A 14,885-nucleotide genomic window follows, 5' to 3' on the forward strand; every position below is an offset into this window, starting at 1 on the left:
TTAATAAATCGTTAAATTTAATATTCACAGTTTTTTAAACATAATTTTTGTTTAGATTTGTCTCCAGAATTATGAACAGAACAAGTTTACATCATCACCATATTAAATTCTTTGCTCACGCGAGGTGATATGGTTATTGTGTAAATCCAACAATATTCTAAACCCGTTTGAGCAATCAAACGGGTTTTTTTATTCCTATAACTCAACTAAATAGTTTTTTAAAAATGAAAAAATTAAAAATCGCTGTACAGAAATCGGGTCGTCTTCACGATGAATCCCTTGCGCTTCTAAAGGATTGCGGAATTTATATTGACAATGGTCGCGACCAATTGAAAGCCCCTGCTACCAATTTTCCACTGGAAATTTATTACCTGCGAAATGGCGACATTCCTCAGTATTTAAAAGATGGCGTTATAGATTGCGCTATTATAGGCGAGAATCTATTGGTTGAAAAAGGAGATGGCATCACGATAGCCGGCCGCTTGGGATTCTCAAAATGCCGGGTTTCGCTGGCTGTTTCAAAGTTTTTTGAATACGATTCTATTAAGGATTTAAATGGAAAGCGAATCGCGACTAGTTACCCCGAAACAACGCGGAATTACCTAAAACAAAATGGAGTAGAGGCAGAGCTCCACATTATTAATGGTAGCGTGGAAATTGCACCCAATATTGGTCTTGCCGATGCTATTTGCGATATCGTAAGCAGCGGTAGCACACTTTTTAAAAACAATTTGAAAGAAGTGGAGGTTATCCTTAAAAGTGAAGCAGTGTTAGCTGTATCGCCGACTATTTCAGAAAATACGGGTAAAATTTTAAAGAAACTTCGTTTCAGAATTGAATCTGTTTTACAAGGCCGCGATTCCCGCTATGTTCTTTTGAATGCTCCAAACGATAAAATTGAAGATATTATTAAAATCCTTCCAGGAATGAAAAGCCCCACTTTACTTCCCTTAGCAAAAGAAGGCTGGAGCAGCATTCATTCTGTAGTAAATAGAGATGTTTTTTGGGATGTAATTGAAGAACTCAAAGAAGCGGGAGCCGAAGGAATTTTAGTCTGTCCAATTGAAAAAATGATAGTTTGAAATACGAGGTGCGAAATACGAAATGTGAATCACAAAGTACGAACGAAGAGGGATGAAATGTAAGTTCTAAATACAATACTTAAGATGAAAAAAATAAATAATCCAAAACTTGAAAGCTGGAGCGATCTTTTAAAAAGGCCCACCCAAACTATTGCCGATATTGAAACTACAGTAAACGAAATATTTTCTGAGGTTAAAACAAAAGGTGATGAAGCTTTGAAAAAATACACCCAACGCTTCGATGAAATTTCAATTGATCAATTTTTGATTTCCAATGAAGAAATAGCTGCAGCAGAAAAAGAAGTTTCCTTTGAATTGAAAGACGCCATTTATCTCGCAAAGACAAATATTGAAAAATTCCACAGCGCACAAAAGACGGAAAGAATTACAGTTGAAACAATTCAGGGGGTATTTTGCTGGCAAGAAAAGCGGCCAATTCAAAAAGTGGGACTTTACATTCCGGGTGGTTCCGCGCCTTTATTTTCTACAGTTTTGATGTTGGCTATTCCAGCAAATATTGCAGCTTGCAATGAAATAATTCTTTGCACCCCGCCAGATAAAAATGGTAATATTAATCCGGCTATATTATATGCTGCCAAGTTGTGTGGCGTTACAAAAATCTTCAAAATTGGTGGAATTCAAGCCATAGCGGCAATGACTTTTGGAACAGAAACAATTCCCGCAGTCTATAAAATTTTCGGACCGGGAAATCAATTTGTAACAGTCGCAAAACAGATTGCAACAAAATATGGCGTGGCCATAGATATGCCCGCGGGACCTTCGGAATTATTGGTTTTTGCAGATGATACCGCTGATGCTTCCTTTGTGGCTTCCGATCTATTGTCGCAAGCGGAACACGGTGCAGACAGCCAAGTAATTTTGGTTACGACTTCGGAAAAGCTATTGAATTCCGTGGAAATTGAGATTGGAAAACAACTTCAAGTGTTACCACGTAAATCAACGGCTGAACAAGCTATTGATAACTCAAAATTGATATTGGTTCAAAATAATTCAGAAGCAATAAATCTTATTAATGAATACGGCCCCGAGCATTTTATAGTTGTTTCGAAAGACGAAGAGTTTTTCGTAGAAAACATCCAAAACGCAGGTTCAGTTTTTATAGGAAATTACACCCCTGAAAGCGCTGGAGATTATGCTTCCGGCACCAATCACACCTTGCCAACCAACGGTTATGCAAAACAATATAGCGGCGTAAATCTAGACAGTTTTATGAAAAGTATGACGTTTCAGAAAATTTCAGAAAAGGGAATCCAAAATATTGGCAGAGCAATAGAAATTATGGCAGAAGCCGAAGGATTGCAGGCGCACAAAAATGCTGTGACATTGAGGTTGGAAAGTTTAAAAAAGAAAGACGATGAATAAGAACAATTTTGATATTAATAGTTTGATTCGTCCAAATGTGGCCAAGATGAGGCCTTATAGCTCCGCGCGCGATGAATTCAAGGATTTTGATAGCGAAATGATTTTCCTAGACGCTAACGAAAACCCTTTTGAAACCAACGTAAACCGTTATCCTGACCCACAGCAACAAAAACTGAAAAGTATTCTCTCAAAACAAAAGAATATTCCATCCAATCAAATTCTATTGGGTAATGGAAGTGACGAAGTACTGGACTTAATTTTCAGAGCTTTTTGCGAACCAGCAAAAGACAACATTATAACTTTGCCGCCAACCTATGGAATGTACAGCGTTTTGGCAAATTTGAACAATATTGAAAATAGAGAAGTACTGCTAGATTCAGATTTTCAGCCTGATTTAGATGAAGTTTCAAGAACTGCGGATAAACGCACCAAACTTTTATTCATCTGTTCTCCCAATAATCCAACGGGAAATTTAATTACTTCGGAAAAGATTTTAAAACTGTTGAAAACCTTTAATGGTTTAATAGTAATTGACGAAGCTTACATTGATTTCGCATCAAAAGAAAGTTGGATTAAAAAACTGAATGAATTCCCCAATTTAATTGTTACCCAAACTTTGTCAAAAGCATACGGTTTGGCAGGAATTCGCTTAGGAGTTTGTTATGCTTCCGCAGAAATAATTGCAGTTTTAAACAAAATAAAACCTCCTTACAATATCAACGAATTGACTCAGAAATTCGCAATTGAGCGACTAGAAAATATTATAAAAATTAAATCCGATATATCCTTACTAAATGATGAAAAAATAGGTTTACTTAAAGCTTTAGTTGAAGTTACTTTTATTGAGAAAGTATATCCGACAGATGCGAATTTCATCCTCATAAAAGTGGACAATGCCGAAAAACGCTATTCACAATTATTACAAAAAGGCATCGTAGTGCGAAATAGAAGTTCACAACCGCTTTGCGTGAATACCCTTCGTATAACTATTGGTACAGCTTCAGAAAATAAAAAACTAATTACCATTTTAAAAACATTGGAATAATGAAGAAACGCGTATTATTTATAGACCGCGACGGCACTATCATAAAAGAAACCGTGGATGAGCAAATTGATGCTTTTGATAAAATGATTTTTTACCCGAAAGTGTTCACCTATCTGGGCAAGATCGCAAAGGAGCTGGATTTTGAGTTGGTGATGATTACCAACCAAGACGGTTTGGGAACAAGTGCATTTCCAGAAGAAACCTTTTGGCCCGTGCATAATTTCATTATGAAGGCTTTTGAAAATGAAGGTGTTATTTTTAAAAATGTATTTATTGACAAAACCTTTCCACACGAAAATGCAACTACTCGTAAACCAGGAACTGCGCTCTTGCAGCAATATTTCTCAGAAGATTATGATCTTGAAAATTCCTTTGTAATTGGAGATAGATTGACAGACATAGAACTTGCCAAAAACCTAGGCTCCAAAGGAATTTTTATCAACGACAATACTAATTTGGGTACGGGCGAAATTTCATTGAAAGTTGAAGAGCTTCAAACATACATCGCTTTGGAAACCAATGATTGGAAACATATTTATGAATTTCTGAAACTTAATAAACGTCTTGCTGAAATCGTCCGTAAAACAAACGAAACTGACATTTCAATAAAGTTAAACCTTGATGGAACCGGAAAAAGCGATATAAGTACCGGTATTGCATTCTTTGACCACATGCTGGATCAATTGGCGCGACACGGTCAAATGGACCTAGAGATCACCGTAAAAGGCGATTTGGAAGTAGATGAGCACCACACTATCGAGGATACCGCTATTGCGTTGGGTGAAGTTTTCAATAAAGCTCTCGGAAGTAAATTGGGAATGGAGCGTTACGGATTCTGTTTACCAATGGATGATTGTTTGGCGCAGGTTGCGATTGACTTCGGCGGACGTAATTGGCTGGTTTGGGATGCAGATTTCAAGCGCGAAATGATTGGTCAAATGCCAACGGAAATGTTTTACCATTTTTTTAAAAGCTTTACCGATGGCGCAAAAGCAAACCTCAACATTAAAGCGGAAGGAACCAACGAGCACCACAAAATAGAAGCTATATTTAAGGCTTTTGCAAAAGCAATAAAGATGGCAGTAAAACGCGATGCCGAAAAAATGATTTTACCATCTACTAAAGGAATGCTGTAAATGAAAATAGTAATTATTAATTACGGAGCAGGTAATATTCAAAGTATCAAATTTGCTTTGAAACGCTTAGGCGTGGAAGCTATTTTGACCGACAACGAAACTGAAATCCGAAATGCAGATAAAGTAATTTTTCCCGGTGTAGGCGAGGCGAGTAGCGCGATGCAAAAGTTGAAAGCTAGTGGCTTGGACAAAGTTATTCCCACATTAAAACAGCCTGTTTTGGGAATCTGTTTGGGAATGCAATTGCTTTGTAATTATTCTGAAGAAGGAAATACAGAAGGCTTGAGCGTTTTTGATGTTGATGTAATACGATTTTCTAACGAAGTAAAAGTGCCACAAATAGGGTGGAATCAAATTCAGAATCTGAAATCAGAGCTGTTTCAAAATGTTGCAGAAAAAGAATTTATGTATTTGGTGCATAGTTACTATGCGCCGCTATGTAAAGAAACTATTTCGACTTCCGATTACGGTATTCATTATACTTCGGCTTTGCAAAAAGACAATTTTTACGGCGTGCAATTTCACCCTGAAAAAAGTAGCACTGCAGGAGAACAAATTTTAAAGAATTTTTTAGAACTATAGCATGCGAATAATACCAGCAATAGATATCATCGACGGAAAGTGTGTGCGCCTTTCAAAAGGCGATTATAGCACGAAAAAAATTTATAACGAAAATCCACTAGAAATAGCCAAACAATTTGAAGCTCACGGAATCCAATATTTGCATTTGGTAGATTTGGACGGCGCCAAAAGTAAGCACATAGTAAACCATAAGGTTTTGGAAGAAATCGCTTCGCAGACATTATTAAAAATAGATTTCGGCGGCGGTTTGAAAACTGATGAGGATTTACGTATTGCTTTTGAATGCGGCGCCAACCAAATCACTGGTGGCAGTATAGCCGTAAAAAATCCAGTTACTTTCAAAAGTTGGTTAAACCAATTTGGAAGTGAAAAAATAATTCTAGGTGCTGATGCAAAAGATGAAAAAGTTGCAATAGGTGGTTGGATTGAAGATTCAAATGAAGCTTTAATTCCTTTTATTCAAAAGTATTTAGAAGAGGGCATTAGTTACGTAATCTGCACAGACATCAGTAAAGATGGAATGTTAGAAGGTCCATCCTTTGAATTATACAAGAAAATTATTGTCGAATGTCAGTCTGAGCGCAGTCGAAGACCTAATAGAAAAGAAATCAAACTTATAGCTTCCGGGGGAATCTCCACTTTCGAAGAATTGCCAAAATTAGCTGAGATTGGCTGCGAAGGAGTTATCATCGGCAAAGCAATTTATGAAAATCGAATTTCATTAAAACAACTAGAAAAATATATTTTAAATGCTTTGTAAACGAATAATACCGTGTTTGGATATAAAAAACGGCAGAACCGTGAAAGGAATCAATTTCCTTGATTTGCGTGACGCTGGAGATCCTGTAGAGCTTGCAAAATTCTATTCTGAAAACGGAGCGGACGAGCTGGTTTTTTTGGATATTTCAGCGACTGAAGAACGGAGAAAAACGTTGGCTGACTTAGTTTTAAAGGTAGCAGAAACCATCAATATTCCTTTTACAGTGGGAGGCGGAATTTCTTCTGTGGAAGATGTGGAAATTTTATTGAATAATGGAGCTGATAAGGTTTCTATAAATTCTTCGGCAGTAAAAAATCCGCAATTAATAAATGATCTGGCCTCAAGGTTTGGTTCGCAGTGCATCGTAGTTGCGATTGATGCAAAGCAGATTGACGCTAATTGGAAAGTGCATTTAGTGGGAGGGAAGGTACTAACTGAGTTGGATTTGTTTGAATGGGCAAAAGAAGTAGAACAGCGCGGCGCTGGAGAAATTCTTTTTACATCGATGGATCACGACGGGACCAAAAATGGCTTTGCAAATGAAGCTTTATCAAAACTTTCAACTGCTTTAAATATACCAATAATCGCTTCTGGCGGGGCGGGAACTATGCAGCATTTTACAGATGCTTTTATTGAAGGAAAAGCGGATGCCGCATTGGCTGCCAGCGTTTTTCACTTTAAAGAAATTACAATATCAGATTTAAAAAACGAATTACAAATACAGGGAATTCCAGTGCGAATTACGAATTAAGAACAGAAAAAAAAGAAGCGATGAATATAGATTTTAAAAAATATAATGATGGACTTGTTCCAGCGATAATTCAGGATAATACTTCCAATAAAGTGCTGATGCTTGGGTATATGAATGAGGAAGCTTTTTTGAAAACGAACCAGTCTAAAAAGGTTACTTTTTTTAGTAGAAGCAAGCAAAGACTTTGGACAAAAGGGGAGGAAAGCGGTAATTTTTTGAATCTCGTTTCCATTGCGGTAGATTGTGATAATGATGCTTTATTGATTAAGGTGAATCCTATAGGTCCTGTTTGCCACAAAGGCACTGATACGTGTTGGCAAGAAGAAAATGTTTCAGATTTCGGCTTTCTTTCAGAGTTGGAAAACATTATTCAAAATAGAAAAGAAAACGCTGAAAATGAGGATTCATATGTTTCATCGCTTTTCAGAAAAGGCATTAATAAAATAGCCCAGAAAGTAGGTGAGGAGGCAGTAGAAGTAGTTATTGAAGCAAAGGACAACAATGACGAACTATTTTTGGGAGAAAGCGCAGATTTGCTTTTTCATTACTTGATCCTTCTTCAGGCAAAGGGTTTTACGCTGAGTAATGTAGAGAAAATACTTCGGAAACGCCATAAACAGGAATAATCTTTATACTTTTTCCTACCTTTAAAAAAATAATCCGCTTTTTTATGTCTGCTAGAAGAAGAAAAAAACAACAAACCACTAAAATACAACCCAAAAGAGCAAAAAACCTTTCCCCTGGAACGGTAACCTATACTGGTAAAAAAACCACTACGGTTACAAAATTGGATATTATTGATTACTCCAAAGAAGACTACGAACGTTTTGAAACGCATAACATACAAGACGCCTTTAAATATGAAGATTCCACACACATAACTTGGATAAACGTACACGGATTAAACAATACTGATGATATAATCACCCTCGGAAACCATTTTGAGCTGCACCCACTTATTCAAGAAGATATTGTAACTACCAACCAGCGACCAAAGATTGATGAATATGAGGAATACCTTTTTATTGTTTTCAAGATGTTACATTACGATGACGATGAGCAATTGACCAATGAACACGTGAGTATGGTGATGGGTAAGGATTATGTGATAACCTTTCAAGAAGCCGAAGGCGATGTTTTTGGGGATCTGCGCGAACGTTTGGAACATGGTAAGGGAAGAATACGAAGTTCTGGTGCAGACTATTTAATGTTTGCCATTCTTGATGCTATTGTAGATAATTACTTCACGGTAATTGAATTTTTAAGCAATAAATTAGAATTACTGGAAGACAAACTTTTTGGTGATAAAGAAGACCAAAATATTACTGAAGAAATACAGGACCTTAAAAAGGAAATACTCAAAATTAGAAAAGCGGTTATACCATTAAGGGAAGTGGTAAACAGACTTGAAAAAATAGAGACCCCGCTTATTGAGGAGCGTACCAACAAATACATTCGCGATTTATACGATCATATTATTCAAGTAAACGAAAGTGTTGAAATATACCGAGATATGATTTGGGGCTTGATGGATATGTATATGACCACCATTAGCAACAAAATGAATGAGGTGATGAAAGTGTTGACCATAATGGCTTCCATTTTTATACCTCTCACTTTTATGGCGGGAATTTACGGGATGAATTTTGACCACATACCCGAACTTCATTTTAGGTACGGCTATTATTACCTCTGGGGGGCAATGATATGTGTATTTTTTGGTATGATTTGGTATTTCAAACGGAAGAAGTGGTTGTGATGCAAATAATATCTTCGAAGATATCTTTGCGTATCGAATGGCATTAATAACTCATTATTAAAAGTTTGTAGCTCTTCACCTGCCGTTCATACTTTTTAGTTTGTCTTCGTAATTTGAAGCTATTTTTAACGACAAAATATACCGAGAACTACAATAGAATTAATTTAGAAATAATATCAAAAAAGACAATATGTTAACTTGGAAAGAAGTAATAAATTTTACTTTAAATGGCAACCCCGTTCCTGATAGGCGCGTGGAAAAAACTGAATCGGAATGGAAAGCTTTGTTGACTCCGGAACAATTCCGTATTACCCGCAAAAAAGGAACAGAAGCACCTAATAGCGGTGCTCTTTGCAGTATTTATGATGAAGGAAAATACAATTGTGTCTGCTGTGATACTCCTTTATTTGACTCTACAATAAAATTTTCATCAAGTTCTGGCTGGCCTAGTTTTACACAGCCCATTACTGAAAATGCTATTCAATATGAAAAAGATACTGCCTTTGGGATGGTGCGTGTAGAAGTTATGTGCAACACCTGCGATGCCCATTTGGGTCACGTTTTTCCTGACGGTCCCGCACCAAGCGGCTTGCGTTATTGCATTAATTCAGAATCAATGAAATTACAAACTAAAGGAAAGGAAGTTTAAAAATGAAAAACAATAAAATGGAATTAATGACTGTAGGTGGTGGATGCTTTTGGTGCATAGAAGCTGTATTTAACGAAGTTAAAGGAGTAGAAAAGGTAGTGTCTGGATATACAGGTGGAACAGTCCCTGGAAAACCAACTTATCGCGAAGTGTGCTCTGGATTAACGGGTCATGCCGAAGTGGTACAGGTAACTTTTGATTCATCCATAATATCATATGAAGATCTATTAGTCATTTTTATGACTAGCCACGATCCAACATCGCTTAATCGTCAGGGTGGCGATGCGGGTACGCAATATCGTTCTGTTATTTATTACCACAACGAAAGCCAAAAGGAAATAGCAGAAGCTGTGGCTAAAGAAATGGCTCCTTATTACGAAAACCCAATAGTAACTGAAATAAGTGCTTTACAAACCTTTTACGAAGCAGAGGATAATCATCAAGATTATTACAAAAACAATCAATCTGCAGGCTATTGCAGTGCAGTAATAACACCAAAATTGGCAAGACTACGTAAAATGCACTCCGATAAACTTAAAAATGTTTCGGCATAAAATAATGAATAATTACCTAATTGCCTTTTTAACATAGATATCTATACTTTTTTAAAAAAACTAAATAGCAATAATTGGACAAGTATAATTACTCAGAATGAATGAGAGAAAAATTAAAATTTTAATTAGGAACAGGAATTTTTATGCTCGAAATCGAAAATAGTACTGGAATGGTCGGATAAAAAAATATCAACAATGCAAATAGAACCAAAAAAGCATTAATTACTTTCTTATTGCAATATCTTGGCATTTAACCTACTAACTTCAATTGTTCTGAAAAGAACTAACTATTGAAATTAATTCCCCAGGTTTTATTGGTTTAATGATGTAATCAGAAATTTCTCCAATTCTTTTAGCTTTCTCAATATCATTCGGGTCTACAGATGACGACACCATATAGATCAAGATTTTCTTTCCTACTCTTGGTTTAATTTTTAGGTATTCATCCATAAACTGATATCCATCCATTATAGGCATATTAATATCCAAAAGAATAATATCGGGAAGATTTTCACTAGTATCCAAATTTTTTATAAAAAAATCCAAGGCTTCTTCTCCATCAGAAAACACCATAATATCATTGGCTAGGTTATATGCTCTAATTGTCTTTGTAATAGTGTATTGGTATATACTATCATCATCAATAATACAGATATTATAGAAATTTTGCATCGCTGTTATTATTAAAAATTATTGTAAAAATAGAGCCTTTGTTTACTTTGCTTGTTGCAAATATAGTGCCTCCCATAGTATCTACCTGTATTTTTGTAAGATAAAGTCCTACGCCTTTAGCATCCGGGTGTCTGTGAAATGTTTTATATAGTCCAAATAATTTATGTCCGTGTTTTTCCAAATCCATCCCTAATCCATTATCCCGTATTGTAAGGTTAACTTTTTGTTCAATTATTTTTGTTTCAATATGTATTTCGGGATTTCTATCTGGGGATCGATATTTTATGGCATTTGTTATTAAATTAAGAAAAATACTTTCCAAATACGTTTTATGATATTCAATAGTGGGTACTTCAGAGAAATTACTTGTTATAACTGAATTGGTTTTAATAATTTGACCTGAGAGTATTTCTCTTGTTTTATTAAGAGTTTCTTCAAAATCTATTAATTCTAAATCTTTCTCACTAACTTTTTTAGTTTTCAGTGCTTCAATCAAAGTATTGAGGGTGGAGGTAAGGTGGCCAATTACCAGTTCAAATTTTTCGAATAATACTTTTTTTTCATCTTCATTTTCTTCAATATCATATAAATGTAATAGTGCATTTAAATTACTAACTGGAGAACGCAAGTTATGAGATGTAATATGCGCAAAATCTGCCAATTGTTTATTTTGTCCGGAAAGATGTTGCGTTAATGTTTCTAAATTTTCTTTGGCTTGGATTATTTTGCGTTCTGCTAATTTCTGCACTGTAACATCACGAATTGCTGCAGAAACTAAGAGTCCTTCTTCAGTTTGTAGGGGGCTAAGGCTTATTTGAATGGGTATTTCCTTTCCTTTTTTATTAATTCCATATAATTCCTTTTCTTTTCCTACTCCCATAGCCCTAACATTCGGATTAGCAAAAAATCCATTGCGCTGTTCAGTGTGGTTGTAATTGTCGGTAAATCTTGCAGGGATAAGTATTTCTACTGGTTTATTGAACAATTCGTCAATATGGTATCCGAATAATATTTCAGCTTGTTTATTTATGAGTTGTATCTTTCCCTTTTCATTTACTATTACCATAGCATCGGGGGCAGACTCTAAAAGACCTCGGAATTTATTCTCTGCCATTCTTTGTTCGGTTATATCCTGGCATGTTCCAATCATTTCAACTACCTCATTTTTTTCATTGGTAATAACCTCTCCTAAAAGCTGAACAGTTTTTAGCGTTCCATCTCCTGCTATAATGCGATGTGTAAATCTTTGCAGACTTTTTTCATCTACGGTTTTACTAAAATATTTAGTTACAATATCTCTATCATCAGGATGCACAAAATTGAAATAAGTATCAAAACTTAAACTTTTAGTTTCCTTATCAAGTTTGAAAATATTATAAAGGTTATTAGACCATTCTACTTTGTCTATAACAGTGTCCCATTGCCAATTTCCCATCAATGTAATCTCTTCGGCGAAATTAAGTAACTGATTTTTTCGCAATAGTTCATTTTCTGCAATTCTCTTTTCTGAAATATCTGTTGAGATTCCTAAAAAACCAATAAGTTCACCTTTTTCATCTTTTATTGATGTTAAGGTTAATTGTATAGGTATAGTTGATCCATCTTTTCTTTTATAATTCCACTCACGAGTATCATATGCATCGTGCTTAGCCAATTCTTCCTGTGCACTTAATCCTACCGGATCTTTATGGTATAATTTTGCAATGTCAATTCTAAATGCATCAAATTCCTCTTGAAAATGGAAAATTTTAGGTCTCTGTAAGCCAATCATTTCAGAGGCTGAATATCCAGTTAAGATTTCTGCACCGCGATTGAATTGACTAATAATACCATCAATTTCAGTAGCTACAATAGCAACGGCACCAGAGTTAAATATTGCTTTTAGTTCGGTATGCGCTTTATTTAAAGCAATCTGTGAAATTTTTATATTATTTATATCTTGAAATACTCCAAAAAGACGCGTACACTTGCCGTCCACCATTTCTGACTGGCCAATAGCCCGAGTCCAAACAACAGTACCAGTTGTAGTTACCAATTCCACTTCTATATCATAGGGAGTGCCTTTTTCCGCGGCTTGTTTCACAGCTTCTTCAATAGTATCTCTGCTTTTTCCTTCCTTAAAAAAATTTATTGCTGTATTTAAACCCGGTTTATAATCTTGGGGTACATTATGAATTTCACAGACAACTTTACTCCAAATAACTTTATTGTTTTCTAGGTCTACTTCCCAGGTTCCTATTCTTGCAACCTCATTGGTTTTATCAAGTATTTTTTGGATTCGAATTCTATCGCTATCCTTTTCTTTTAAAGCTGTTATATCGCCTGTATGCATAATCAGCCCCCCAATTTCGCCTTCAGAAATATACCAAGGTCTTACATCCCAATAAATCCATTGTACTGTTCCATCGGCACGTTTAAAAGGGGCTTCATCACAACTATCAATGGCTCCATTAAGACATTTTTGATGATTTTCCTTCCAATCATCACCAATTTCGGGAAAGATGTCATAATGGGATCTACCAATAATTTGTTTCCCTTCCATTTTGTAATCTCTTATCCATTGCTGTGATACGGCTATATATTTCATTTCCTTATCAAGCATTGCAATAGCTGTAGGGGCCTGTTCAATAAAAATTTTATTGTATTCCTCAGAGGTCTCAAGATCTGTTTTGAGCTTAGTTAGCTCAATCATACTCAACTTCAATTTGTTTTCTGAAATAGCCAACTCGCTATTGGATTTTAAAAGCTCCTTATTTTTTTTGATAAGGTGATTTAAGGCAGGAGCCAAAACAAAGAGAAATTCACTAATCAGTATTAAAAAAGCAATTATGGCAAGAATGTACATTATGTGTTTTAAATCCTTGAGATTTTCATCTGCATTTTTGAGGTATTCATTAGTGATGCTATTTAATATTATTGAATAGGGGAGTTCGGCTTCTTTGACCTTTTCGAGAGAATTTTTTAAAATTTGTGAATCGCTATTCTTAATAATGTCCCTAGCAGAAGCTATTATAATATCTGCATAGGGTTTACTAGCTTTTAATAAGGAATCTGCTATTGGATTTATTCTAATTTTATCGTTCTGCTCTTGCAGATAATTTTGAGAATTTTCAAAGCGATACGTTAAGCTTTTGAGACTTTCAAAGGCAGGTGTGTTTGTATTGTTTTTAGTATTGTCAAAATCTATAATTGACTTTATAATGCGCTGGCTAAGCATACCTTGGTTTCCAACCGTACTGATTAAATATGCATTTGAAGCTTGTAGATTGATACTTCGCTGAATAATAAACAACACCGTTACCATAATAATTATTATAGTAATAAAAAACAGTAGATACCTATTCTTAATAGATTTAGTAAGTTTTTGCATTACCAATTCTCTTAAATGTTATAATTCAATAAAGAAAAATGTTTTTTTAATATAGGGAAAGACTTAGTGATGTAGGATTTTTTCATACTCATTGCGTTATAATATACTAAGTTAAAGCTGGATTGTTTTTAAATATCAATTATAAAAACAATACAATGAATATAAAAGAAAAATGCAAATAGAAATACCTATTTAAACATGGGGATTTTCACACTTAATTCATTTATTATACATTACAATATAATCATTTTTTAAAGAGATTTTTAAAAATTGGTTTTTAATTTAAAATCCAACTTTTCGTATTTGTTTTTAGTACATTTTTATAAGTCTTTAAAAAGAGTGTCTAATTATTCGCTTCAATACTTTTTAATTGATTAAAATCCCTAAATTTTATAGCTTGAGATATATTAATAAGAAGATTGTGTGCTTATATATACTTTGTAAAAAAATACCTTAATTAATAAAACATTTAAATATAAGTTAAAAAGTATTTTCAAAACTAACCGATTGTTTAGTTTTGTGCTGTAATAAGAAAATATGGCTCGAAAAAAAGAATATAGGGAAGAAGAAGTTGTTAATAAAGCAATGAACTTGTTTTGGAAAAACGGCTATGAAAATACTTCAATGCAGATGCTGGAAAAAGAAATGGGCATCAATAAGTTTTCTATTTATTCAAGTTTTGGAAGTAAGCATGGTCTTTTTATTGAGAGTTTAAAATCATATAAACTGAAAGTAAGCAACATCTTTGAGAAATTCAGTAAAGCTTCAAATGGTGTTGAAGATATTAAGCAATTTTTTTACGACTCTGTTTCAATTATTTATAAAGAAGCTGATCAAAAAGGGTGCTTAATTACAAATACCTATAATGAATTTTCCGAAAGTGAAGACTTATTAATAAAAGAACAAATGAATTTATTTATGAATAACCTAAAAGCATTATTCATTGAAAAATTGAAAATGGATGCTACAAAGAATGAGGAAACTGTCCACAAACAAGCAAATTATCTATTATTGGCAAAGCACGGATTAGCTGCGGCTTCACGAGTAAATAGTAAAGAAGAAATTGAAGACTATATTGAAATGACCTTTAAAAATATATAAACCTTTTTTTAATTTATATCTAAACGAATGTTTAGGTATTA

At 34.5% G+C, this 14,885-nt stretch carries 14 protein-coding genes; 12 read left to right on the forward strand and 2 right to left on the reverse strand.

Going from position 1 to position 14,885, the window contains the following annotated elements:
* Positions 1-224: 224 nt before the first annotated feature.
* The 11 genes from hisG (at position 225) to msrA (ending at position 9,701) form a co-directional block, all read left to right on the forward strand.
* Complete coding sequence (hisG, locus tag AEQU1_RS14270) at positions 225-1,082, forward strand: ATP phosphoribosyltransferase (protein WP_111882175.1); 858 nt, start codon at positions 225-227, stop codon at positions 1,080-1,082.
* Between the two features lie 84 nt (positions 1,083-1,166).
* Positions 1,167-2,465, forward strand: a complete 1,299-nt coding sequence (hisD, locus tag AEQU1_RS14275) for a histidinol dehydrogenase (RefSeq protein ID WP_111882177.1) — start codon at positions 1,167-1,169, stop codon at positions 2,463-2,465.
* Positions 2,458-3,510 (forward strand): histidinol-phosphate transaminase, encoded by a 1,053-nt coding sequence (gene hisC / locus AEQU1_RS14280; RefSeq protein ID WP_111882179.1) that lies wholly within the window; start codon positions 2,458-2,460, stop codon positions 3,508-3,510. Before hisD ends, hisC begins: the two co-directional genes overlap by 8 nt.
* Positions 3,510-4,646 (forward strand): bifunctional histidinol-phosphatase/imidazoleglycerol-phosphate dehydratase HisB, encoded by a 1,137-nt coding sequence (gene hisB / locus AEQU1_RS14285; RefSeq protein ID WP_111882180.1) that lies wholly within the window; start codon positions 3,510-3,512, stop codon positions 4,644-4,646. The genes hisC and hisB overlap by 1 nt, the downstream gene beginning before the upstream one ends.
* Positions 4,647-5,228 carry an imidazole glycerol phosphate synthase subunit HisH gene (hisH, locus tag AEQU1_RS14290; protein WP_111882182.1) on the forward strand — a complete coding sequence of 194 codons (582 nt, stop codon included), beginning with the start codon at positions 4,647-4,649 and terminating at the stop codon, positions 5,226-5,228. It begins immediately after the preceding gene.
* Position 5,229: 1 nt separating this feature from the next.
* Positions 5,230-5,988 (forward strand): 1-(5-phosphoribosyl)-5-[(5-phosphoribosylamino)methylideneamino]imidazole-4-carboxamide isomerase, encoded by a 759-nt coding sequence (gene hisA, locus AEQU1_RS14295; protein WP_111882184.1) that lies wholly within the window; start codon positions 5,230-5,232, stop codon positions 5,986-5,988.
* Positions 5,978-6,739, forward strand: coding sequence for an imidazole glycerol phosphate synthase subunit HisF (gene hisF / locus AEQU1_RS14300; RefSeq protein WP_111882185.1), 762 nt, complete (start codon positions 5,978-5,980; stop codon positions 6,737-6,739). Before hisA ends, hisF begins: the two co-directional genes overlap by 11 nt.
* A 20-nt stretch (positions 6,740-6,759) precedes the next feature.
* Complete coding sequence (gene hisIE, locus AEQU1_RS14305) at positions 6,760-7,365, forward strand: bifunctional phosphoribosyl-AMP cyclohydrolase/phosphoribosyl-ATP diphosphatase HisIE (protein ID WP_111882187.1); 606 nt, start codon at positions 6,760-6,762, stop codon at positions 7,363-7,365.
* A 44-nt stretch (positions 7,366-7,409) separates the two neighbouring features.
* Positions 7,410-8,498 (forward strand): magnesium/cobalt transporter CorA, encoded by a 1,089-nt coding sequence (gene corA / locus AEQU1_RS14310; RefSeq protein ID WP_111882189.1) that lies wholly within the window; start codon positions 7,410-7,412, stop codon positions 8,496-8,498.
* Between the two features lie 190 nt (positions 8,499-8,688).
* Positions 8,689-9,147, forward strand: coding sequence for a peptide-methionine (R)-S-oxide reductase MsrB (gene msrB / locus AEQU1_RS14315; RefSeq protein ID WP_111882190.1), 459 nt, complete (start codon positions 8,689-8,691; stop codon positions 9,145-9,147).
* 17 nt (positions 9,148-9,164) lie between these two features.
* Positions 9,165-9,701: a peptide-methionine (S)-S-oxide reductase MsrA gene (gene msrA / locus AEQU1_RS14320; RefSeq protein WP_408730912.1), complete on the forward strand. Its 537-nt coding sequence runs from the start codon at positions 9,165-9,167 to the stop codon at positions 9,699-9,701.
* A 264-nt stretch (positions 9,702-9,965) separates the two neighbouring features.
* Here msrA and AEQU1_RS14325 read toward each other — a convergent pair whose 3' ends face one another.
* A complete protein-coding gene (locus tag AEQU1_RS14325; protein ID WP_111882193.1) occupies positions 9,966-10,373 on the reverse strand; it encodes a two-component system response regulator in 408 nt (135 codons plus the stop codon).
* Positions 10,357-13,743, reverse strand: a complete 3,387-nt coding sequence (locus AEQU1_RS14330) for a PAS domain S-box protein (RefSeq protein ID WP_111882195.1) — start codon at positions 13,741-13,743, stop codon at positions 10,357-10,359. The genes AEQU1_RS14325 and AEQU1_RS14330 overlap by 17 nt, the downstream gene beginning before the upstream one ends.
* A gap of 537 nt (positions 13,744-14,280) precedes the next feature.
* On the opposite strand from AEQU1_RS14330, the gene AEQU1_RS14335 reads away from it, so the two are divergent.
* On the forward strand, positions 14,281-14,844 hold the full coding sequence (locus AEQU1_RS14335) for a TetR/AcrR family transcriptional regulator (protein ID WP_111882196.1): 564 nt from the start codon (positions 14,281-14,283) through the stop codon (positions 14,842-14,844).
* Positions 14,845-14,885: the final 41 nt, after the last annotated feature.

It is taken from the genome of Aequorivita sp. CIP111184 (assembly GCF_900489465.1).
GTDB lineage: Bacteria > Bacteroidota > Bacteroidia > Flavobacteriales > Flavobacteriaceae > Aequorivita.